General features: G+C 68.8%; 22 protein-coding genes. 15 read left to right on the plus strand and 7 right to left on the minus strand.

Annotation, left to right across the window (positions count from 1 at the left end):
* Positions 1 to 132: 132 nt before the first annotated feature.
* From H7K45_RS14780 to H7K45_RS14790, 3 genes are all read left to right on the plus strand, one after another.
* The gene (locus H7K45_RS14780; protein ID WP_263996541.1) at positions 133 to 906 is read left to right on the plus strand and encodes an SDR family NAD(P)-dependent oxidoreductase; all 774 of its coding nucleotides are present in this window, start codon (positions 133 to 135) and stop codon (positions 904 to 906) included.
* A gap of 65 nt (positions 907 to 971) precedes the next feature.
* Positions 972 to 2,030: a 2,3-butanediol dehydrogenase gene (locus tag H7K45_RS14785; protein WP_263996542.1), complete on the plus strand. Its 1,059-nt coding sequence runs from the start codon at positions 972 to 974 to the stop codon at positions 2,028 to 2,030.
* Between the two features lie 248 nt (positions 2,031 to 2,278).
* A complete protein-coding gene (locus H7K45_RS14790; RefSeq protein WP_263996543.1) occupies positions 2,279 to 3,148 on the plus strand; it encodes a MaoC/PaaZ C-terminal domain-containing protein in 870 nt (289 codons plus the stop codon).
* 9 nt (positions 3,149 to 3,157) lie between these two features.
* On the opposite strand, the gene H7K45_RS14795 is transcribed toward H7K45_RS14790, so the two are convergent.
* Together H7K45_RS14795 and H7K45_RS14800 are read right to left on the minus strand one after the other, a co-directional pair.
* Complete coding sequence (locus tag H7K45_RS14795; protein ID WP_263996544.1) at positions 3,158 to 3,922, minus strand: SDR family NAD(P)-dependent oxidoreductase; 765 nt, start codon at positions 3,920 to 3,922, stop codon at positions 3,158 to 3,160.
* Positions 3,923 to 3,961: 39 nt separating this feature from the next.
* Complete coding sequence (locus tag H7K45_RS14800) at positions 3,962 to 4,648, minus strand: DUF899 domain-containing protein (protein WP_263996545.1); 687 nt, start codon at positions 4,646 to 4,648, stop codon at positions 3,962 to 3,964.
* A gap of 101 nt (positions 4,649 to 4,749) precedes the next feature.
* Here H7K45_RS14800 and H7K45_RS14805 point away from each other — a divergent pair, with 101 nt between their 5' ends.
* From H7K45_RS14805 to H7K45_RS14815, 3 genes are all read left to right on the plus strand, one after another.
* Positions 4,750 to 5,319, plus strand: coding sequence for a dihydrofolate reductase family protein (locus tag H7K45_RS14805; protein WP_263996546.1), 570 nt, complete (start codon positions 4,750 to 4,752; stop codon positions 5,317 to 5,319).
* 32 nt (positions 5,320 to 5,351) lie between these two features.
* On the plus strand, positions 5,352 to 8,648 hold the full coding sequence (locus H7K45_RS14810; RefSeq protein ID WP_263996547.1) for an error-prone DNA polymerase: 3,297 nt from the start codon (positions 5,352 to 5,354) through the stop codon (positions 8,646 to 8,648).
* 137 nt (positions 8,649 to 8,785) lie between these two features.
* The gene (locus H7K45_RS14815) at positions 8,786 to 9,004 is read left to right on the plus strand and encodes a hypothetical protein (protein WP_263996548.1); all 219 of its coding nucleotides are present in this window, start codon (positions 8,786 to 8,788) and stop codon (positions 9,002 to 9,004) included.
* Between the two features lie 84 nt (positions 9,005 to 9,088).
* Here H7K45_RS14815 and H7K45_RS14820 read toward each other — a convergent pair whose 3' ends face one another.
* Complete coding sequence (locus H7K45_RS14820; protein ID WP_263996549.1) at positions 9,089 to 9,499, minus strand: TIGR03667 family PPOX class F420-dependent oxidoreductase; 411 nt, start codon at positions 9,497 to 9,499, stop codon at positions 9,089 to 9,091.
* Positions 9,500 to 9,522: 23 nt separating this feature from the next.
* Here H7K45_RS14820 and H7K45_RS14825 point away from each other — a divergent pair, with 23 nt between their 5' ends.
* Positions 9,523 to 10,173 (plus strand): nitroreductase family protein, encoded by a 651-nt coding sequence (locus H7K45_RS14825; RefSeq protein WP_263996550.1) that lies wholly within the window; start codon positions 9,523 to 9,525, stop codon positions 10,171 to 10,173.
* Positions 10,174 to 10,280: 107 nt separating this feature from the next.
* Here H7K45_RS14825 and H7K45_RS14830 read toward each other — a convergent pair whose 3' ends face one another.
* Both H7K45_RS14830 and H7K45_RS14835 read right to left on the minus strand, forming a co-directional pair.
* Positions 10,281 to 10,733: a tRNA (cytidine(34)-2'-O)-methyltransferase gene (locus H7K45_RS14830; protein WP_372512547.1), complete on the minus strand. Its 453-nt coding sequence runs from the start codon at positions 10,731 to 10,733 to the stop codon at positions 10,281 to 10,283.
* A 67-nt stretch (positions 10,734 to 10,800) separates the two neighbouring features.
* Positions 10,801 to 10,932: a hypothetical protein gene (locus H7K45_RS14835; protein WP_263996552.1), complete on the minus strand. Its 132-nt coding sequence runs from the start codon at positions 10,930 to 10,932 to the stop codon at positions 10,801 to 10,803.
* Positions 10,933 to 11,245: 313 nt separating this feature from the next.
* Here H7K45_RS14835 and H7K45_RS14840 point away from each other — a divergent pair, with 313 nt between their 5' ends.
* The 5 genes from H7K45_RS14840 to H7K45_RS14860 all read left to right on the plus strand — a co-directional run bounded on the left by H7K45_RS14840 (position 11,246) and on the right by H7K45_RS14860 (position 16,067).
* The gene (locus H7K45_RS14840) at positions 11,246 to 14,032 is read left to right on the plus strand and encodes an ATP-binding protein (protein ID WP_263996553.1); all 2,787 of its coding nucleotides are present in this window, start codon (positions 11,246 to 11,248) and stop codon (positions 14,030 to 14,032) included.
* Positions 14,033 to 14,039: 7 nt separating this feature from the next.
* The gene (locus H7K45_RS14845) at positions 14,040 to 14,447 is read left to right on the plus strand and encodes a roadblock/LC7 domain-containing protein (protein ID WP_263996554.1); all 408 of its coding nucleotides are present in this window, start codon (positions 14,040 to 14,042) and stop codon (positions 14,445 to 14,447) included.
* Positions 14,448 to 14,453: 6 nt separating this feature from the next.
* Positions 14,454 to 14,843 carry a DUF742 domain-containing protein gene (locus H7K45_RS14850; protein ID WP_263996555.1) on the plus strand — a complete coding sequence of 130 codons (390 nt, stop codon included), beginning with the start codon at positions 14,454 to 14,456 and terminating at the stop codon, positions 14,841 to 14,843.
* Between the two features lie 121 nt (positions 14,844 to 14,964).
* A complete protein-coding gene (locus tag H7K45_RS14855) occupies positions 14,965 to 15,501 on the plus strand; it encodes a GTP-binding protein (RefSeq protein WP_372512564.1) in 537 nt (178 codons plus the stop codon).
* A 2-nt stretch (positions 15,502 to 15,503) separates the two neighbouring features.
* On the plus strand, positions 15,504 to 16,067 hold the full coding sequence (locus tag H7K45_RS14860; RefSeq protein WP_263996557.1) for a pentapeptide repeat-containing protein: 564 nt from the start codon (positions 15,504 to 15,506) through the stop codon (positions 16,065 to 16,067).
* Between the two features lie 21 nt (positions 16,068 to 16,088).
* On the opposite strand, the gene H7K45_RS14865 is transcribed toward H7K45_RS14860, so the two are convergent.
* On the minus strand, positions 16,089 to 18,698 hold the full coding sequence (locus tag H7K45_RS14865; RefSeq protein WP_263996558.1) for an ATP-binding cassette domain-containing protein: 2,610 nt from the start codon (positions 18,696 to 18,698) through the stop codon (positions 16,089 to 16,091).
* A 289-nt stretch (positions 18,699 to 18,987) separates the two neighbouring features.
* On the opposite strand from H7K45_RS14865, the gene H7K45_RS14870 reads away from it, so the two are divergent.
* Positions 18,988 to 19,401 carry a hypothetical protein gene (locus H7K45_RS14870; protein ID WP_263996559.1) on the plus strand — a complete coding sequence of 138 codons (414 nt, stop codon included), beginning with the start codon at positions 18,988 to 18,990 and terminating at the stop codon, positions 19,399 to 19,401.
* Between the two features lie 61 nt (positions 19,402 to 19,462).
* A complete protein-coding gene (locus H7K45_RS14875; protein ID WP_263996560.1) occupies positions 19,463 to 20,065 on the plus strand; it encodes a hypothetical protein in 603 nt (200 codons plus the stop codon).
* On the opposite strand, the gene H7K45_RS14880 is transcribed toward H7K45_RS14875, so the two are convergent.
* On the minus strand, positions 20,062 to 21,270 hold the full coding sequence (locus H7K45_RS14880) for an NADH:flavin oxidoreductase (RefSeq protein WP_263996561.1): 1,209 nt from the start codon (positions 21,268 to 21,270) through the stop codon (positions 20,062 to 20,064). The two genes, H7K45_RS14875 and H7K45_RS14880, sit on opposite strands and share 4 nt — an antisense overlap.
* Before the next feature lie 61 nt (positions 21,271 to 21,331).
* Between H7K45_RS14880 and H7K45_RS14885 the strand changes: the two genes are divergently transcribed.
* Complete coding sequence (locus tag H7K45_RS14885; RefSeq protein WP_263996562.1) at positions 21,332 to 22,207, plus strand: bifunctional methylenetetrahydrofolate dehydrogenase/methenyltetrahydrofolate cyclohydrolase; 876 nt, start codon at positions 21,332 to 21,334, stop codon at positions 22,205 to 22,207.
* Position 22,208 lies beyond the last annotated feature (1 nt).

Raw genomic sequence — 22,208 nt, forward strand, 5'->3', positions numbered from 1 at the left:
AGCATCGACTCGGGTCAGCGGGACATTGGCGACTGCGGATCGATCGAACGCCGGCTCGGACACCGCGACGGATTGTCTACCGACAACGAACACCTCAGACGAGAAACCGAACGGCGAACAGGACGACATGCGATGACTACCGAATGGTCCTTCCAAGGACGGTCGGCGATCGTGACCGGGGCGGGCAGCGGCATCGGCAAGGCGGTGACGCTCACCCTCGCCGCGGCAGGCGCGAAGGTGCTGGCGGTCGACGTCGACGGTGACGCGGCCAAGGCGACCGCCGGCGAGGCGGCCTCGTCGGTCGTCCCGTACCAGGCCGACGTCGCCGATCGATCACAGGTGTTCGGGTACGCAGAGGCCGCCACGGCAGAGCACGGCGCACCAACGCTGTTCTTCAACAACGCCGGCGTGGAAGGCGTACACACGTCGATCGTGGACACCGATCCCGCCGACTGGCTGCGCGTCGTCGACGTCAACCTCCACGGCATGTTCTGGGGGCTGCAAGCGGTCTTGCCCCACATGGTCGCCAAAGGTGCTGGCGCCGTGGTCAACACGGGATCGATCCTCAGCCTGAAGTCCGCACCGGACAGGTCCGACTACGCGGTCACCAAGCACGCCGTCTTGGGTCTCACCCGCAGCGCGGCCAGCGAGATGGCGGCACACGGCATCAGGGTCAACTGCTTGTGCCCCGGTCCGGTGGAGACTCCGCTGATGCGCCGCTCAGAACTTCTCGTCAACCCCGACGATCCCGACTGGGAGAGGCGCCGGTTCGAGGAAGGGACGCCCATCGGCCGCTACGCCTCGCCCCGCGAAATCGCCGAGACCGTCATGTTCCTGCTTCGTGGTGACGTGGGCTACCAGACCGGGTCGGCGGTCGTCATCGACGGAGGCATCACCAGTGTCTGAGACACCACGTTCACCACATTCACCGCGCTCCACGAGATCATTTCGCTGACATAGGAGGAAGACCAATGCGCGCCGCCATCTTCTACGACGAGCACGACATCCGCGTGGAGGACGTCGCCGACCCTGGTCCGCTGACGCGAGGTCAGGTTCGGCTGCGCCCCATCCTGTGTGGCATTTGCGGGACGGACCTACACGAATACCTCACGGGGCCGATCGTCATCCCGACGTCCCCTCACCCGCTCACCGGGGCGGCGGCGCCGCAGGTGCTCGGACACGAGCTGTCCGCGCGCGTCCTCGAAGTGGCCGACGACGTCTCCTCGGTGTCCGTGGGTGACCGAGTATCGGTGCAGCCGTTGATCTTCTGCGGGGAGTGCTACTTCTGCCGGCGTGGCCTCAACCACCTCTGCGTACGAATGGCCTGCGTCGGGCTCAGCTTCGACGGCGGCGGGATCGCCGAACAGCTGGTGCTCGACGCAAGTCAGGTCAGCGTGCTCCCCGACACGGTGAGCGACCGGCAGGGTGCGTTGATCGAGCCGTCGGCAGTCGCCGCCTACGGTGTCGACCGGACCGGCTTCCGGGCGGGAGATTCGATCCTCGTCACCGGAGCCGGACCCATCGGCGCACTGTCCGCGCTGTACGCCCACGCGGCAGGCGCCTCGCAGATCTTCATCTCCGAGCCGAATCCGAAACGCCGTGCGCTGGCAGAGACGTTCGGCATCGCGACGATTCTCGACCCCACGTCGGACGACGTCACCGCGGCGGTCAGGGACATGACCGGCGGCGTCGGCGTCGACGTGGCTGCGGAGTGCTCGGGGTCAGAGCCTGGCCTCAACGCCGCGTTGAACGCCGTCCGCTCCCACGGCACCGTCACCCAGGTCGGGTTGCACGTCAGGCCCGCATCCATCGATCCCATGAACCTGTCCAACCGCGACCTGAGTCTGATCGGGACGTGGTGCTACCCGGTGACGGACTGGCCGCGGATCATCGCACTCGTGGCGTCGGGCCGGTTCCCCGTGGAGAAGGCGGTCAGTGACGTCGTTCCCGTCGCCGACATCGTCGAGCGCGGCTTCGATCGCCTCCTCGACCCGACCGGCGACGCGCAGAAGATCCTCGTCGAGGTCTGATGAGGCGCGTCGCGCCGGCGCCGGTGCAGTGGGCGGGATCGGCCGCGAGACCGTAAGGCGTTCGTGGACAACGGATATGCAGTGGGTGCCGTCGATGCCCTTCATGGACACGGTCGCCTCGGCTGCCGACGTCATGCAGCCGGCCGATCCGCCGCGTCCCGCAGTTCGCCGCCAACCCGCCGTGACTCGGCCCTGGAGCACCGCGATATCGTCCGACGGAGCCGCCGCCGCCTTCAAGGGAGAAGAGCATGCCGATCAACCCGGACGCCATCGGAGCCACCACCGCACCACAGCCCTTCACGTGGACCGAGCGCGACACCCTGCTCTACGCGCTCGGCGTGGGCGCGGGTACGAAGGATCTGGCGTTCACGACCGAGAACAGTCATGACATCGAGCAGCAGGTGCTGCCGACCTACGCCGTCATCGCCTGCCCGGCGTGGGGGGCCGCCGCCGAGGTGGGCTCCTTCAACTGGGCCATGCTGCTCCACGGGTCCCAGCAGATCCGCCTGCATGCGCCGTTGCCGACGTCGGGCAGGCTCGACGTGTCCTCCGAGGTCGTCGACGTCCAGGACAAGGGTGAGGGCAAGAACGCCATCCTCGTGCTCAAGGGCACCGGCACCGATCCCGAGACGGGCGAGGTCGTCGCGGAGACCATCTCGACGGCCGTCATCCGCGGCGAGGGTGGCTTCGGAGGGCAGCCGGGCGAGCGGCCCGCTGCCCCGGAGTTCCCGGATCGCGAGCCCGACGCGAAGGTCGCACTGCCGACCACCGAGGATCAGCCGCTGATCTATCGCCTGTCGGGGGACCGGAATCCGCTACACAGCGACCCGTGGTTCGCACAGAACCTCGCAGGCTTTCCTAAGCCAATCCTGCACGGGCTGTGCACCTATGGGGTCGCGGGCCGGGTGTTGGTGGCCGAACTCGGCGGCAACGACGCCACCAAGATCAGGGCCGTCGGCGCCCGCTTCACCTCGCCGGTGTTCCCGGGTGAGACGTTGACGACCTCGGTGTGGCGCACCGAGCCCGGACACGCGGTGTTCCGCACGGAGGCCGCGGGCGTCGACGGGTCCAACGCCCGGGTCGTGCTCGACGACGGTACTGCCGAATACCTGGACTGACGCAGCCCGTCACCAGGTCTGTTCGGCCGACCGCACCAATATCTCGTTGACCGCCACGCGGCGGTCGCGCGTGACCATGTAGGTGACGGCATCGGCGATGTCGGCCGGCTCCAGCTTCACCATGCCTGGACTGCGTCGTTCGATGGCCTCCCGGTCTGCGGCGGACAGGTTGTTCACGATTTCGGTCTGCACCGTGCCCGGCTCGACGAGGCCGACTCGGACCCGCTTGTCGAGCACCTCTTGGCGGACCGCTTCGGAGAAGGCGCCGACGCCGAACTTGGTGAGCGAGTAGACCGCGGTCCCCGGCCTGGCGACGCGACCGGCGGTCGAACTGATGTTGACCACGTCGGCGACGCCGCGCGGTGAGTCCGCAGCGGCGGCGATCAGGTGGGGTAGGGCGGCCCGCGTCACGTACAGCAGGCCCGCGACGTTGACCGACAGCATCGTGTCCCAGTCGGCGGGGTCGGCGTCGGCGGCCGGCCCGATGAGCATCAGGCCCGCGTTGTTGACGACCGTGTCGAGCCGGCCGAGCCGCTCGACCACCTGCTCGACCGCGGCCGCGGCCTGGGATTGGTCGGACACGTCGGCCTCCACGGCCAGCGCAGTGCCACCGGCGGATTGGATTCGGACGCTGAGCTCGTCGAGTCGGTCCTTGCGCCGGGCCAGCAGGGCGACGGTCGCGCCCTCCGCGGCAAGGGCGATCGCCGTGGCCTCGCCGATGCCACTGCTTGCGCCCGTGACCAGGGCCACCGTCGCTTTGAGTCGTCGCGTCATACAGGCCACAATTCGCTTTGACCGCTGGATATTCCGCCGCTAGCCCGTCCCGTAGGCCTTGGCGATGTCGGGTGAACCTGCCCACTTGGCGTAGGTCGGAGACTGCGGCCAGCCGTCCGGCGAGTCCTGCCACACCTCTTGGCGGCCCCAGGGCAACAGGTCGACCAACGCGAAGCTGTGGCTGAGCTGTTCGGTGCCGCGGCCGTCGGTGTGCCAGGTGCGATACACGGTGTCACCGTCGCGCAGGAAGACGTTGACCGCGAAGCCCGCTCCCGGAGGTGCCCCCGTGTCGGCGCCAAAAGAACTCTCCGACGACGAAAACCACTCCATCTGGTTGCCGACCCTGGCCTTGTACTCCAGGGCCTCGTCGATCGGTCCGTTCGTGACGATGACGAAGCGGGCGTCGTAGTTCTCGAGGAACTCCAGCCGGGTGAACTGTGAGGTGAAACCCGTGCAGCCGCCGCACTGCCACTGCGCGCCATCGGTCCACATGTGGTTGTAGACGATCAGCTGGCTACGGCCGTCGAAGACCTCGGCGAGCGAGACGGGTCCGTCGGCGCCGATCAGCGTGTAGGAAGGCAACTCGACCATCGGCAGCCGCCTGCGCTGGGCCGCGATGGCGTCGAGCTCGCGGGTGGCGGCCTTCTCCCGGACGCGCAACTCGTCGAGGGTGGCACGCCAGGTGGCCTGGTCGACGATGGGGGGCAGGGCTGGTGTGCTGGTCATGCGGCCTCCTGTTGGGTGTTCTCGACGAGTAGACCGGACGGCTGGCGATTATTCATCGCGTCGGGGGAGGTCGAGACCTAGGTGGTGAAAGGGAGGCGAAGGTGGGCAAGGTCATCGTGGCCAACTGGGTCACGCTCGACGGAGTGATGCAGGGGCCGGGAAGCGTCGACGAGGACACTCGCGACGGCTTCGCCGCGGGAGGCTGGGCAACCCCGTACGCCGACCCCGTGATTGGCGCCAAGATGGGCGAGCGCATGGGTCCGGAATTCGAGTGGCTGTTCGGACGCAGGACGTACGAGCAACTGCTGGCGGCGTGGAACTCGCGCGGCGGGCCGTTCAAGGACGCGTTGAACGGAACGCACAAGCACGTCGTGTCCGGGCACCCCGCGACGACACTGCCGTGGCCCAACTCCCACCTGCTGCACGGTGACGTGACGGCCGCGGTCGCCGCGCTGAGGGAGCGCGACGACAATCTGGTGATCATGGGCAGCGGCGTGTTGGTCGACTCGCTGGCCAAGGCCGGATTGGTCGACGAATACGTGGTGACGATCGCTCCGGTCGTGCTGGGTGAGGGTCGTCGGCTGTTCGGTCCTGGCGTTCGGCAGCCGCTGCGATTACTCGACTGCACGCCGGTGGGCTCCGGAGCGGTGGTCGTCACCTACGCGGCCTAGAAATCGAACACGCGTTCGACTAGCGTCGAGGAATGGGTTGGAACGACGGGCCGTCGACCTGGGGCGAGATGCAGCGCGTGCTCACCAGCAAGCCGCGCCGCGCCGGGTCCCGCCTGCCCGAACCCACCGGTGACGGTGGTGACAGCCCGGCATGGTCGCGCAAGCGGGGGAGCTACGAGCGGCCCGACGGTCATCGGCCGACGGCCGCCTCCACTCCGTACGCCGAACTGCACGCCCACTCGGCCTACAGCTTCCTCGACGGGGCGAGCACCCCTGAGGAACTCGTCGAGGAGGCCGCCCGGCTGAACCTGAAGGCCATTGCGCTGACCGATCACGACGGGCTGTACGGGGTGGTCCGCTTCGCCGAGGCGGCCCGCGAACTCGACGTGCAGACGGTGTTCGGCGCCGAACTCTCGCTGGGGAACGTGCCCCGCACCGAGATGCCCGATCCGCCGGGGCCGCACCTGCTCGTGCTGGCGCGGGGGCCGGAAGGGTACCGGCGATTGTCGCGGGAGCTCGCCACCGCCCACCTCGCCGGTGGCGAGAAGGGCAAGCCGCGCTACGACTTCGACGCATTGACCGAGGCCGCCGGCGGGCACTGGCAGATCCTCACCGGGTGTCGCAAGGGTCATGTGCGCCACGCCTTGGCGACGGGCGGGCCGGAGGCGGCGGGGGCCGCGCTCGCCGACCTCGTCGACCGGTTCGGCGCCGACCGGGTGAGCGTCGAGCTCACCCACCACGGCCACCCCCTCGACGACGAACGCAACGCCCAGCTCGCCGCCATGGCGCCACGGTTCGGGGTCGGTGTCGTGGCCACCACCGCCGCGCACTTCGCCGAACCGGCCCGCGGCCGGCTGGCCATGGCCATGGGTGCGATCAGGGCGCGCAATTCGATGGACGAGGCCAGCGGTTGGCTTGCGCCGCTGGGTGGTTCGCATCTGCGGTCGGGTGACGAGATGGCCCGGCTGTTCGCCCACCATCCCGGCACGGTGGCCGCCGCGGCCGAGTTGGGCGAGCAGTGCGCGTTCGGGCTGGCGCTCATCGCCCCGAAGCTGCCACCGTTCGAGGTGCCGCCGGGGGAGACCGAGGACAGCTGGCTGCGCCATCTGGTGATGACCGGGGCGCGCGACCGGTACGGCCCGCCGGAGCTGGCCGTGGCGGCCTACGCCCAGATCGAGCACGAGCTGCGCGTCATCGCCACACTCGACTTTCCCGGCTACTTCCTGGTGGTGCACGACATCACCCGGTTCTGCAAGGAGAACGGCATCCTCTGCCAGGGTCGGGGATCGGCGGCCAATTCCGCGGTGTGTTACGCCCTCGGCGTCACCAACGTCGACCCGGTGGCCAACGAGTTGCTGTTCGAACGGTTCCTGTCACCGGCCCGCGACGGGCCGCCGGACATCGACATCGACATCGAATCGGACCTGCGCGAGAACGCCATCCAGTACGTCTACCAGCGGTACGGACGTGACTACGCCGCGCAGGTGGCCAACGTCATCACCTACCGCGGCCGCAGTGCGGTGCGCGACATGGCCAGGGCGCTGGGGTTCTCCCAAGGGCAGCAGGACGCCTGGAGCAAGCAGCTCAGCAAGTGGAACGGGCTCGCCGACTCGCCCGACGTCGAGGAGATCCCCACGCAGGTGGTCGACCTGGCGTTGCAGATCAAGGATCTGCCCCGGCACATGGGCATCCACTCAGGGGGCATGGTGATCTGCGACCGGCCGATCGCCGACGTGTGCCCGGTGGAGTGGGCGCGCATGGAGAACCGCAGCGTGCTGCAGTGGGACAAGGACGACTGTGCGGCAATCGGTTTGGTCAAGTTCGATCTGCTCGGGCTCGGCATGCTCTCGGCGCTGCACTATGCCATCGACCTGGTCGCCGAGCACGAGGACCTCGAGGTCGACCTATCCAGGCTCGACCTGTCCGAGGCGGCCGTCTACGAAATGCTGCAGCGCGCCGACTCGGTCGGGGTGTTCCAGGTGGAGTCCCGCGCCCAGATGGCCACGTTGCCCCGGCTCAAGCCGCGGGTGTTCTACGACCTGGTGGTCGAGGTCGCGCTGATTCGTCCGGGGCCCATTCAGGGCGGCTCGGTGCATCCGTACATCCGGCGCCGCAACGGCGAGGAAGAGGTCACCTACGACCACCCGTCGATGGAGCAGGCGCTTCGGAAGACGTTGGGAATCCCACTCTTTCAAGAACAACTGATGCAGCTTGCGGTCGACTGTGCGGGATTCTCCGCCGCCGAGGCCGATCAGCTACGCCGGGCCATGGGGTCCAAGCGGTCCACCGAGAAGATGAAGCGGCTCCGCAGCCGGTTCTACGACGGCATGCGGGCGCGGCACGGCATCACCGGTGACGTCGCCGACCGCATCTACGAGAAGTTGGAGGCGTTCGCGAACTTCGGCTTCCCGGAGAGTCATTCGCTGTCGTTCGCCTCGTTGGTGTTCTACTCGTCGTGGTTCAAGCTGCACCATCCCGCAGCGTTCTGTGCCGCGCTGCTCCGCGCCCAGCCGATGGGTTTCTACTCCCCGCAGTCATTGGTCGCCGACGCCCGCCGCCACGGGGTGCTGGTGCACGGCCCCGACGTCAACGCCAGCCTGGCGCACGCCACGTTGGAGAACCGCGGCCAGGAGGTGCGACTCGGTCTCGGCGCGGTGCGGCACGTCGGTGACGAGCTGGCCGATCGCATCGTCGACGACCGAAAGGTCAACGGCCCGTTCGCCTCACTGGTCGACCTGGCGGGTCGGGTGCAGCTGTCGGTGCCGCAGACCGAGGCGCTGGCCACCGCGGGAGCGCTCGGTTGTTTCGGCGTGACCCGCCGCGAGGCGCTGTGGGCGGCGGGAGCCGCGGCCTCCGAACGTCCCGACCGGCTGCCCGGTGTCGGATCCTCCTCACACGTCCCGACCCTGCCAGGGATGACCGAGTTGGAGTTGACCGCCGCCGACGTCTGGGCCACCGGCGTCTCCCCGGGCAGTCATCCCGTTCAGTTCCTTCGTCGACGCCTCGACGAGCTGGGCGTGGTTCCGGCCAATCAGCTGCTGTCGGTACCGGACGGCACCAGGGTTCTCGTCGCGGGTGCGGTGACCCACCGGCAGCGGCCCGCGACGGCTCAGGGGGTGACCTTCATGAACCTCGAGGACGAGACCGGCATGGTCAACGTAATGTGCTCCAAGGGTGTGTGGGCGCGGCACCGCAAGCTGGCGCAGACGGCGTCGGCCCTGGTGATCCGCGGCATCGTGCAGAACGCCACGGGAGCGGTCACCATTGCCGCCGACCGCCTGGGGCCCGTCGACCTGCGGGTGGCATCCAAGTCGCGGGACTTCCAGTAGGCGGTCCGTTCCCCCGATCGGTGGACATCGAGTTCAACCGGTTCGTCCACCGCTCGCCCGACAGACGTGGCGCCGACACCGGGCGATAGTTGTCTCAACGCCAAAACGGCACGAAGACAACGACAAAGGGAGTCGACATGAACACCATCACCCGCAGCCTGATCGCCGCCACCGTCCTGGGCGCCGCCGCCTTGGGCCTCGCCGGCACCGCCGCCGCCGCACCCACCGCCACGACGCCGCAGAGCACCGGCAACTTCCACAGCCCCCACACCTACGCCACCCCGGCCCCCACCGTCGGCCCGGGCTGGTACGGCAACCACGGCCCCGCCTACATCGCCCACCTCACCGGCAAGTAGCTCGGCCGCATCACCCCAAGAACCCATCAGGCCCTCCCCAACCAATCCCCGGGGGAGGGCCTGATGTACGTCCAGGGTGGGGCGTCACGCAGTCGGCGTGGTCCACACCTTGTCGACGCCGATTCGCAACCGCGTGCTGTAGTCGCCCATCGAATCGGTCAGGCCGAACTGATCGGAGATCGCACCGTACTTGGCCCAATACGGTTGGTCCTCGCGGCAATCCACGCCCTCGGCGTCGACGGTGGCCTCGCCGCCGATGACGACGATCCCGCCGCCGTTGCCGTCGGAGTCCAGATTCAGGCTCACCTGCGGGTGGCGCCCGACGTGGGCGACCTTCGCGGCGGCGGGATTGCTGTAGACGAACAACGCCTCGCCGTCGAAGTAGAACCAGACGAGCTTGGGCACCGGCTGACCGGACTTCGCCATGGTGGTCAACCAGCCGTAGTGGTCACGGTGCAGGCGTTCGGTGACTTCGGGCGTCAGCGCAGCGGTCATGATCGCGAATGTAGTCTCCGAACATGCCCTCTGAAACCCTCGACTTGACCCTCGACGAACTGCTGACGACCACGCGTTCGGTCCGCAAACGCCTCGACTTCGAGAAGCCCGTGCCGCGCGAAATCATCATGGAATGCCTCGACCTGGCGCTGCAGGCGCCGACGGGGTCCAACACCCAGGGCTGGCAGTTCGTCTTCGTCGACGACGACGAGAAGAAGAAGGCGATCGCCGATGTCTACCGCATCGCGGCCACCCCCTACCTCGACGCCGAGAAGCCCACCTACGGCGACAGCCGCGACGAGCGCACGCCGTTGGTGATCGACTCGGCCAAGTACCTCAACGACCATCTGCACGAAGTTCCGGTCATGCTGATTCCGTGCCTGGAAGGCCGTCCCGACGGGGCGCCGGCGGGCGCGAGCGCCGGCTTCTGGGGGTCGATCCTGCCCGCCGCTTGGAGCATGATGCTCGCGCTGCGTTCACGCGGGCTCGGCTCGGCCTGGACCACGCTGCACCTCATCGGCGACGGCGAGAAGCAGGTGGCCGACATCCTCGGGATCCCCTTCGACAAGTACGCCCAGGCTGGGCTGTTTCCGATCGCCTACACCAAGGGCACCGACTTCAAGAAGGCCAAGCGGCTGCCTGCCGAGCAGCTCAGCCACTGGAACAGTTGGTGACTTTCTTCGCGCAAGCGCTCATCCGAAGGTAACCCCATCGCGTGTGCTGCGAGATCCTCGGATGCGAGCATTTCGCGATCTCCCAGCACACGCGATGTGGCGAAGGCTCACACCGCGCCGGCGAACCCTTGCTGCCGCCATGCCTCGTAGACGACCACCGCGGCGGCGTTCGACAGGTTCAGCGACCGTCGGCCGGCCAGCATGGGAATCCGCACCCGCTGGGTGACGTGCGGGTCGGCCAGCGTGTCGGCATCGAGACCGGTGGGCTCCGGCCCGAACAACAGGACGTCGCCGGGCACGTAGTCGACGTCGCCGAAGAATGAGTCGGCGTGCGCGGTGAACGCGAAGACGCGCGCCGGCCTCACCACCGTCCACGCCGTCGCCAAATCCGGATGCACCGTCACCGACGCCAGATCGTGGTAATCCAACCCCGCGCGCCGCAATTTGGGTTCCGACAAGTCGAAGCCCAGCGGTTCGACGAGATGCAATTCGCATCCCGTCGCGGCGACCATCCGGATCGCATTACCGGTGTTGGGGGCAATGCGCGGCGAATTGAACATGACTTTGAACAAGGCGGAAATGGGCCTTCCGGTACGTGAGTAGCAGGAAGCCTACGTCCGCCTGCGGTCACGTCTCCTGATCGGGGATGGTCGCGTCGTCGCCGAATTCAGGGTCGGGGCTTTCTCCGCCGGGAGCGCTGACGGACTCCGTCTCGTCGGTGTCGCTGCGTCGATGTTCGTCTCCATGGGGCTCGGTCATGAAACCCCTTTACCCACTTTCGCCAATGCGACATGAATGCGCGCCTTTCGCCGGAATGTTTCGGAGTCGTCTCGGTAGCGCAACGACATTTGCTCGCGTGGCGCACGAGTACGCAACGCCCAGGTCACGAACTCTGTCTGTTCAGTAAGAACTCTGGAAACGCCGTGATATCGCTGTCATACTCGTGGAATTGCCGGTCGGACTGGTGCTTCCGGTGCCTGCCGATATGTGGGCGTACTGCTGCAGGAAGTCTTATGAACGACGCTCCAACACGAAACTTTCGACGCTTGCCCGGTTTTCTGGCCGTGCCGCGATGAGCGCATTCGTCGAACCGCAGGATCACGAGCCGCAAGGTCTCGCGGCCGTGTCGCCGCGGCAGACGACGGCACGCCCGTCGCGATGGGCGCTGAGCAACTGGCCCGTCGGCTGGAAGGTCTTCGCGATCGTGGTGCTCCCACTGCTGCTGGTGGGCGTGCTGGGCGGCCTGCGGGTGCAGTCGGACTGGGCGAGCGCGGGTGAACTCCGACGCGCGGCCGACCGCACCGCGATGGTGCCCGCCATCGAGGAGTACACCGCGGCCCTGGAAGGCGCCCTGCTGGCCAACTCCGCCGGCGGCGACGCCCAGGCCGCGCTGAACGCCTTCGACACCAGCAAGCAGAAACTGCGAAACCAGCTCGCCGGAGTCGACGTCGCCCCCGACGTCCGCACCGGGGTCACCGGTCTGCTGGACGACGGCCAGGCACTGGTCGACAAGGTGACGGCCAACGGCATCGACCTCCGCGGCCGCATCACCGACTATGCACCCATCCTGCTGTCTGCCGAGGACGCGATCAACGGTTCGGTCCGGGTCGACGACGAGCAGATCCGCGCCAAGGCCCAGGGCCTGAGCCGTGCCGTCGGCGCACGCGGTCAGATGGCGATGGAGCAGCTCCTGGTCAACCTCGGGGGTGAGCTGCCGGAACCGGAGCTACGCACCTCGATGATCACCTTGGCTGGCACCGAACCGTCGACGCTGTCCGGGATGTCGCAGGTGCTCGGCGTCGGCTCACCCGACGCGCAGAAACTGCAGGAGGAGATGGTCCGGCGGATGGCCCTGATGTCGGACCCGGCCGTCGCCCTCGTCGGCAACCCCGAGCTGAGCCAGTCCCTGCAGAGCGCCGACGACGTCGCCAACCAGGTCGTCGACTCCACCACCGCCGCGGTCACCTCCGCCGTCGACGACCAGGCCGACGCGAAGCGTCGAGAAGCGATCCGCGATTCGGCGATCGTCGGGGCGGCCATCCTCGTGACGCTGGTGATCGTCCTGGTCGTGGCGAGGTCTCTGGTCCGGCCGCTGCGGAGACTGCGCGACGGCGCGCTGCGAGTGGCCCACGAGGAGCTCGCCCGGGAGATCGAGCGGGTGCGGGCCGGCGAAGAGCCGGGCCCGGTCGTACCGTTGCCGGTGAACACCACCGAGGAAGTTGGCCAGGTCGCCCACGCCGTCGACGAGCTGCACGAGCAGGCGGTGCTCCTGGCCGGCGAGCAAGCCCGTCTCCAACTCCAGATCGGCGACATGTTCGAGACGCTGTCTCGCCGCAGCCGGTCGCTGGTGGATCAGCAGCTCGGCATCATCGACCGCCTCGAACGCGACGAGGAAGACCCCGAGCGGCTCGACAGCCTGTTCAAGCTCGACCACCTCGCGGCGCGGATGCGGCGCAACGGGGCCAACCTGCTGGTGCTGGCCGGATCCCGAGTGCAGCGCGAGGAGGCCGACCCCGTGCCGCTCGCCACCGTCGTCAACGCCGCCGCCTCGGAAGTCGAGGATTACGCGAGGATCGTCGCCGAGGATCTGCCGGAGACCGAGATCGTCGGCGTCGTCGCCGGTGACCTCGTCCACCTGCTGGCCGAGCTGCTGGACAACGCGCTGCGGTACTCACCGCCGATGTCCGACGTCCGGGTGACCGCGATGCGCACCGGCAACGGCGGTCTGGTCGTCGAAATCGGGGACTACGGCCTTGGCATGACCGACGCCGACCTTCGCGTGGCCAACACCCGTCTGCAAGCCGGCGGCGAGGTCAACCCCTTCACCGCCCGGCACATGGGTCTGTTCGTGGTCGGCAAGCTCGCGGGCCAGCACGGCCTGGCGGTGCGCCTGCGCAACACCGTCGCCGCCGAACCGCAGTCGGGGACGACGGCGGGGGTCTTCATTCCCGCCGAGTCGCTGCTGCACGGCCCCGGCGAGACCTATGCCCCCGACGCCGACCCGTTCGCCGAACCACACCTGGCGGTGGTCCCTCCGTACGCCGTCGACGAGGAGGAGTACACCGGGTACGGGGACTATCGGGACGCCCCGTCACGGGAACCGGATGCCACCGACCGACAAGAGCGCGAGTACGACGACGCCCCGGTTCCCGAATACCGCAACGGTCACGCCGACACACCCATTTCGCTTCTCCCGCAACGCAATCCCGGAGCGAGCGGGATCGCAGGCATCCCGTCCGCGCCGATCGACACCCCGCCGGCCGAGGCCGAGGCCGAGGACCGCTGGGGTGAACGTGAATGGACGCAGGAGTCCTGGCCTGCGGAACCCGCGCGACCCGTCCCCACCGACACGTCGTCGTACTTCTCGGGCAGTGCCGGCGCGAGCGACACGCGCCCCGCCGAACCGGTGAGCCGACCGGCCCCCGATCCGCAACCCGCCACCGGTGGGTCCATCTTCGACAGCATGCTCTCGGAATGGCTCATCGACGACCCGTTCACCCTGGCCCAGAGCACGGACCTGGACTGGCAGACCGTCTGGGACAAGGGGTGGTCGGCCGCGGCCGCCGCGGACGAGGCGCCGGTCGAGCAACGCACGTCCGAGGGCCTGCCGGTGCGCCAACCCGGTGCACGGTTGATCCCGGGCGCGGCGGCCATCGACGACCGGCCCAACGGACGCAACGGCGGCGCCCACCGTGGCGTCGACGCGCCCCCACCGCAGGACGACTCGGCCGCGGACACCGGCCCCATCGCGATCCCACGGGACCCCAACGCCGTTCGCAGCAGCATCGGCAGTCACTTCGGCGGCGTGCACGCGGGCCGGGCCCGTGCCCGCGAGGCGCGACCGACGGACGAGGACTGACCGGCACATGACCCGACCGACCCAGCGCGACTCCCTCGACTGGCTGGTATCCAGATTCGCCCACGACGTGGCCGGCGTCTCGCACGCCATCCTGGTCTCCGCCGACGGACTTCTGATGGCCTCCAGCGAGCACATGCCCGTCGAGCGCGCCGACCAGCTCGCGGCCGTCACCTCCGGGCTCGCCAGCCTGTCGACCGGAGCGGCCCAGCTGTTCGACGGCGGACACGTGCTGCAGTCGGTCGTGGAGATGGAGAACGGCTACCTGCTGTTGATGCGGGTGGGCGACGGCTCCAACCTGGCGACGCTGGCGACCAGGTCCTGTGACATCGGCCAGGTGGGCTACGAGATGGCGATCCTGGTCGAACGCGTGGGCACCGTCATCCAGTCGGCGCGCCGCACGGCCCCGCGGTCGTGAGCGCCGATGACCCCGCCATCCAGCGACGCCTCGGAGCCCAGTGAACCGCTGATCGAGGTCAGCATGGTGCGGCCCTACACGCTGACCGGTGGGCGCACGGCCTCATCGGTGGACCTGCCGCTGGAGGCGCCGATCCGCACCTCGAGGCCCGGCCCCGCGCCCACCTGGCCGAGTAGCGACGTGCGAGCCAAGATCCTCGACGTGGGGGAGGACGGCCCGTCGGTGGCAGAGGTGGCGGCACGTCTTGCATTGCCGCTCGGCGTCGCGCGTGTGCTGATCGGCGATCTGGTCGAGCAGGACTATCTTCGAGTGGACGCCTACTTGGGCGAGTCGGCCACCACCGACGAGAGACGTGAGCTGATCGGGAGGACACTGCGTGGCCTACGGGCACTCTGAGCGCTCGCCCCAGCGCTCATCGGAATCACGCTCTTCGCGCAAGCGCTCATCGGAATCACGCTCTTCGCGCAAGCGCTCATCGGAATCACGCTCTTCGCGCAAGCGCTCATCGTCCACCAAGATCGTGATCTCCGGCGGCTTCGGCGCCGGCAAGACCACCTTCGTCGGTGCCGTGTCGGAGATCATGCCGCTGCGCACGGAAGCCATCGTGACCAACGCCTCGCAGGGCGTCGACCTTCTCAGTGCCACCCCGAACAAGAACACCACCACCGTGGCCATGGACTTCGGCCGCATCACGCTGGCCGAGGACTTGGTGCTCTACCTCTTCGGTACCCCGGGACAGCGCCGGTTCTGGTTCATGTGGGACGACCTGGTCCGCGGCGCGATCGGGGCGATCATCCTGGTCGACGTGCGCCGGTTGGAGGACAGCTTCGCCGCGGTCGACTTCTTCGAGGCCCGCCAACTGCCGTTCCTCATCGCGGTGAACGGGTTCGACGGCGGACCGCGGTACGGGGCCGACGCCGTGCGACAGGCGCTGGCGCTGCGCGAGTCGATCCCCGTGCTCGACGTCGACGCGCGGGACCGCAATTCGGCGAAGGCGGCGTTGATCGCCCTGACCGAATACGCGTTGATGAACCTCGGTTCGGTCCCCGGCTGACGGTGGCCGACCTCGACCCGCAGTGGGAGGACCGGGAGTTCACCGGCACGGACTTCCGTGACGAGGACCTGAGCCGGCTGCGCACCGAACGCGTCGTGTTCACCGAATGCGACTTCAGTGGCGTCGACCTGACCGAATCCGAGCATCAGGGCTCGGCCTTCCGCAACTGCACCTTTAGACGCACGTCGTTGATGCACACCGTCTTTCGTCAGTGCACGCTGCTGGGTTCGGTGTTCACCGAGTGTCGGCTGCGGCCGGTGACGATGGTCGAGGTGGACCTGACCCTCGCCGTCCTCGGCGGGTGCGATCTACGGTCCATCGACCTGACGGACTGCCGGTTGCGCGAAGCGAACCTCGTCGGCACCGACCTGCGCAAGGCCGTCCTGCGCGGGGCCGACCTCCGCGGGGCGCGGACGCAGAACGTGCGCCTGGAGGAAGCCGATCTGCGAGGTGCGCTCACCGATCCCACGTTCTGGACGACCGCGTCGGTGCGCGGCGCGAAGATCGACGTCACGCAGGCACTGGGGTACGCCGCGGCGCACGGTCTCGACGTGCACGGGAGTTAATCCCTTCGCTCGCGGGAGGGCCTAGCCCGCCTTGAGCCGAATCTTGTAGCGCACGAAGCACAGGTAGAACAGCGACAGCGCGCCCAGCATGGCCATGTCGAAGATCCACGTGCCCGCGTCGTGCTTCCAGTGCGAGTCGTCGGGCATGATCGGCGGCTTCACCATGTCGGTGACGCCCACCGTCGACGCCGTGGCCGCAAATCCCCAGCGGGCCGGGGTCACCCACGACATCTGATCCAGCGGGGCCCGCCCGGTGACGGGGATGAGGCCACCGGAGAACACCAGCTGCGACATCACCGCCACCACGAGCAGCGGCATGATCTGGTCGCTGGTCTTCGCCAACGCCGACAGCGCGAGGCCGACCGTGGCCGCGCAGATCGTCGCGGCGGCCATCCCGAAGAACAGTTCGATCGCCGCGGACGCCTCGCCCCCGCCGAGCACCAGGGGGCCGTTCTTGGGCAGTCCGACGCCGATCAGCGTGATGCCCGTGACGATCCCGGACTGCACGATCGCGAACACCGAGTAGATGCACACCTTGGCCAACAGGTAGGCGGTGGTGGACAACCCGACGGCCTGCTCACGCAGGAAGATCGCACGTTCACCGATGAGGTCGCGGACGGTCAGCGCGGTGCCCATGAAGATGGCGCCGACGTTGAGCAGTACCAAGACCTGGCCGGGCTGGTTGGGGGCGTCGCCAAGGGGATTGGGTTGCCCGAACCCGGTGGAGCCCGGCACGGACAGCGACAGCACGCCCATGATGAACGGCAGGATCGCCAGGAACGCGAAGTATCCGCGGTCGGAGACGATGAGCCGCATCTGCCGCCGCGCGATCGTCGAGAACTGCTTGATCGTGCTGGTGTGCACGGGCGTGCCGAGCTCGGCAGCCTCCTGCTTCGGCGGCGGTGGCGGCGGCGGGCCGTGACGCTCGAGGTACTTGCGCTTGGCGCTGTCGGGATCGCCGGCGACCGAGGAGAAGATGTCGGCCCAGTTGGTGGTGCCGAGCTCCGGGCCGATCTGGCTCGGCGGTCCGCAGAAGGCCGTCTTGCCGCCGGGGGCGAGCAGCAGCACCTGATCGCAGACGTCGAGGTAGGTCAACGAGTGCGTCACCACCAGCACGACGCGGCCGGCGTCGGCCAGCTGGCGCAGCATCGTCATCACCTGACGGTCCAGCGCCGGGTCCAGGCCGGACGTCGGTTCGTCGAGGATTAGCAGCGACGGTCCGGTCAGCAGCTCCAGCGCCACTGACGCGCGTTTGCGCTGACCGCCGGAGAGCTTGTCGACCCGGGTGTCGAGGTGCTTGGTCATCTCGAGCTCTTCGAGCACCTCCATGACGACCCGTTCGCGGTCCTCCTTGTCGGTGTCGGGGGGCAACCGGAGCTCGGCGGCGTACATCAGTGCCTGCCGGACGGTCAGCTGCCCGTGGACAACGTCGTCCTGGGGCACCATTCCGATTCTGGAGCGCAGTGAGGCGTACTCGGCGTGGACGTCGTGACCCTCGAAGGTGACGGTGCCCGTCGTGGGATGGGTGTAACCGGCGATCAGGCGGGCGAAGGTCGACTTGCCGGCACCCGACGGGCCGATCAGTGCGGTCAGGGTGCCGGGACGCGCGGCCAGCGAGATGTTGTCGAGCAGGGTCTTGTTGCCCTCGATGGTCCAGGTGACGCCGTGGACGTCCAGTCCGCCGGTGCGGGTCGCGACGTCGGTCTCGTTGCGGCGGGCCAGGGTGCCACCAGCGAAGACGAGGTCGATGTTGCCGATGGTGACGACGTCGCCCTCGTGAAGCACCTCGGAGTCGACGCGCTGGCCGTTGACGAACGTGCCGTTGATGCTGCGGTTGTCGAGGATTTGGGTGCCACCGGGACCGCTGACCAAGGTGGCGTGATGCCGTGAGGCCAGGACGTCTGGGATGACGATGTCGTTGTCGGTGGCTCGACCGATCTTGATGCCGCCGGGGGGAACCTCCGGCGCGCGGCCCGGCCGCAGGATCTTGAGCATGCTCGTCGCGAGGTTGCCCTCTGGCGCCCGGGGCGCCGCGGCGGGCCCCATCTGCGTGGCCGTCGGGTCGAGGGTCGGACTGGACAACGGTCGCTGCACCGGATGCGGAGCGCTCGGGGGACGGTAGGCCTGGGGACCACTGGTCGGCGGCGGCCCCGCGGGATACATCGGCTGCGATCGCGACTGCGTGGTCGAGTGCGGCGACGGTGTCCGTGGTGGCGGTTGGGTGCGTGGGTAGCCCGTCGAGGGCTGGCTCGGCCACGATGCGCTCGGGCGTCCTGCGACGGGGACCTGAGTGGTCTGTGGCGGCGTGCCCGCCGAACCCTGATGCCGGCCGACCTCGAAGGTCAGCCGCGGGCCGTCCGGGTTTCCCACGTTGACGCTCATGCCGTCGACGATGTCGACCATCGGGACGCGGTGACCGTTGACGTACAACCCGTTGAGGCTGCCGTTGTCCACGGCGATCCACCGGCCCCCCTCGAAGCGCAGCAGCAGGTGCGCGCGCGAGATCAGGGGGTGGGCAATGCGGACGTCAGCGCGCAGATCACGCCCGACGACGACGTCGTTGCCGGGGGAGAAGGTGCGGGGTGAGCCGTCATACCGAACGGTCAGCGCGGGTGGGGCGGATCGCGTCATCGAGACCAACTGTATCGGTATCGCCGTCTCCCGCGGGGGTGGTCCGGGCCGCTCCGCGCGCCGCCGTTGCGCGGCAAATGATCACCCGCGGCCCGCCGCGGCGGGTCATCGGTTGCGCGCCAAGGTCTCGGACGGGTGACGATTGGGCGGAGGATCGTCCCATCCTCTGGGACATGTCCACGTCCCGTGGTGTCGTAGAAGCATGTCGGCGATCGGTGATGTCCCTGGACGGATGGCCGCGCCGCGGTGCGCGAGCGTTGCCGCACGCGGTCTCGTGGCGGTCATCGCAGTGGCTGCAGCTACGGGGCTGACGTTGCCGAGCGCCGTCGCCGCGCCACCGGCGGTGCCTGCGGACAGTCAGGCGCAACCTGATGCCTCGGTCCGTTGCGGGCCGGACCGGACCGCCGTCGTCGTGGGCCGTACCGCTCTGTCCTCCGTGGCGATCTGTACCGACGGCCGCGGGACCTACGAGTATCGGGGCATGCGGCTCAGTGACCGGGCCGTCCTCGTCCTGCCTGCCAGGCCGATGTCCAACGGGTGCTTCGGCGCGCAGTCCGAGGACGTCGACTACACCGTCTCGGCGCGCAAACTGCTTCTGACGGCCGGAGTTCGGGTGCTTCGCGACGAGCCGATGACCGACTTCGTCGACTACAGCGTTCCGGCGCCGGTGGTTCGGCAGGCGGGCGACCGCAGCGCGGGCTGATCTGGCGACGCGCTCTCGTCGTGCGGCCCCGACGACTCACATCGGTGCGACGATGGGACGGGTGAGGCGAACGCAACGGCAGGACGAGCTCGTGACCCGGCAGCAAAGAGCTCGGCGACGGCTGGCAGGGGCGGCGCTGGGCGTCGCGCTCGGCGCGGTCGCACTCGGGGTGGTCGGCACCACGGCGATCAGCGGCGCAGCGCCGCCGCCGACGGACCCCCGAGGCTTCGTCGACTCGACCGCGCGATGCGCGGCGCCGAGCACCGCGGTCGCCTACGGCTACACCTCGACCTCACGGGTGGCGATCTGCAAGGACGAGTCCTCCGGACAGCTCCAGTACCGGGGCGTGCGGGTCACCGACGGAGCGCGCCTCATCCTCGAGGCGACCTCGACCGACCGCGGGTACGTCGCCGAGAACGACGGCATCACCTACACGGTGACGTCGAACGCGCTCGTCATCAGCAGCGGCGGCAGGCAGATTCGCAGCGAGTCGATGGTCGACTTCCACGGCTCGGCGCCGAGCTCGTCGTCGGGGTCCTCCTCGAGCGCGACGTCGTCCTCGACTCCGACGACCACGCCGGCCCAGTCGAGTGCGATCCCCGAGACCACCACGCCGTCGACCCCGCTGCCACCACCGTTGCCTGCAGAGGTGGGAGCCCGCTAGACCGCCGAGGTCGGCGCACCCGTCACGACGCAGTGGGTCTGGCTGTAGATGGTCGCCATGCACTTGTTGCAATGGGTGCACATTGATCGCACGGAGTGCGCTGCGCCATCTGCCTTGATGCGGTTCACCAGGTCGGGTTCGGCGAGGACCGCGCGGCCCATCGCCACGAAGTCGAAGCCGGCCGCCATGGCCTCGTCCATGGTCTCGCGGTTGGTGATCCCGCCGAGCAGGATCAGCGGCATCGTCAGCTCCGCGCGGAATTGCTTGGCCTGGTCCATCAGATAGGCGTCGCGATACGGGTACTCGCGGAGGAATTTCTTGCCCGACATGCGAATGCCCCACCGCAGCGGCGGTTTGAACGCGTTCGCGAACTCCTTGATGGGTGCGTCGCCGCGAAACAGGTACAGCGGGTTGAGCAGCGAGCTACCCGCGGTCAGTTCGAGGGCGTCGAGCCCACCGTCCTGCTCCAGCCACGTCGCGGTCTGCAGGGACTCCTCCAGCGAGATGCCACCCCGCACACCGTCGGACATGTTGAGCTTGGCCGTCACCGCGATCTGGTCGCCGACCGCCTGCCGGACGGCGCGGACGAGGCCGCGGGCCACCTTGGCGCGGTTGGCGAGCGACCCGCCGAACTCGTCGGTGCGACGGTTGATCAGCGGACTGAGGAAGGAGCTGGCCAGGTAGTTGTGGCCGAGGTGGACCTCGACGGCGTCGAACCCGGATTCCACGGCCAGCCGCGCGGCGTTGGCGTGCGCCGCGGTGATGCCGTCGATGTCGCCGGCGGTGGCCTTCCTGGCGAAGCGCATCGACAGGGGGTTGAAGAAGCGCACCGGAGCGTAGGCAGGGGCGCCGTTGGTCCGGGCGTTGGCGACGGGTCCCGCGTGGCCGATCTGGGCGCTGATCGCCGCACCCTCGGCGTGGATCGCGTCGGTGAGGCGGCGCAGCCCCGCCACGGCTTCGGGCCGCATCCACAGCTGCCAGCCGTCGGTCCGGCCGCCGGGTGTCACCGCGCAGTACGCGACGGTCGTCATGCCGATGCCGCCCGCGGCGGGCAGCCGGTGGTAGCGGATGAGGTCGTCGGTGACCAGTGCATCGGGGGTCGACGCCTCGAAGGTGGCGGCCTTGATGATCCGGTTGCGCAAGGTCACCGGTCCGAGCTTGGCCTCACCAAACACGTCGGTGAACACATTTGCCGGAGTGTCCATTTTCGAAGCTGACCACGCGGCGCGGCGAGATGTCAATCAGCGGTGATGACAGAATGACCGGGTGGCTGCGATGACGTTGGACGGCAAGGCGACCCGCGACGAGATCTTCGTCGACCTCAAGCAGCGGGTGGCGGCCTTGACCGCCGCGGGCCGCACGCCGGGGCTGGGCACGGTCCTCGTCGGCGACGATCCCGGGTCTCAGGCCTACGTACGCGGCAAGCACGCCGACTGCGCCAAGGTCGGCATCAATTCGATCCGACGGGATCTGCCCGGCGACGTCAGTCAGGCCACCCTCGACGCCACCATCGACGAACTGAACGCCAACCCGGACTGCACCGGCTACATCGTGCAGTTGCCGCTGCCCCGGCATCTGGACGAGAACGCAGCCCTGGAGCGCATCGACCCGGCCAAGGACGCCGACGGCCTGCATCCGACGAACCTGGGCCGGCTGGTGCTCAACGAGACGGCGCCCCTGCCGTGCACCCCGCGTGGCATCGTGCACCTGTTGCGCCGCTTCGAGGTGCCGATCGCGGGAGCGCACGTGGTGGTCATCGGGCGCGGAGTGACGGTGGGCCGGCCGATGGGCCTGCTGCTGACGCGCCGGTCCGAGAACGCCACGGTCACGTTGTGCCACACGGGAACCCGTGATCTTCCCGCGCTGACGCGGCAGGCCGACGTCATCATCGCCGCGGTGGGCGTGCCGCACATGGTGACCGCCGACATGGTCAAGCCAGGTGCCGCGGTCGTCGACGTCGGGGTCAGCCGTGACGCCGCGGGTGCCCTCGTCGGCGACGTTCACCCGGGTGTCTGGGACGTGGCGGGGCACGTGTCGCCCAATCCTGGGGGCGTCGGGCCGCTGACGCGGGCCTTCCTGCTGAGCAACGTCGTCGAGCTCGACGAGATGGCGGTGGGCGCTCGCGCGAAGAGCGGAAGCTGAC

The sequence above is a fragment of the Mycobacterium yunnanensis genome, from assembly GCF_025823185.1.
GTDB classification, from domain to species: Bacteria; Actinomycetota; Actinomycetes; order Mycobacteriales; family Mycobacteriaceae; genus Mycobacterium; species Mycobacterium yunnanensis.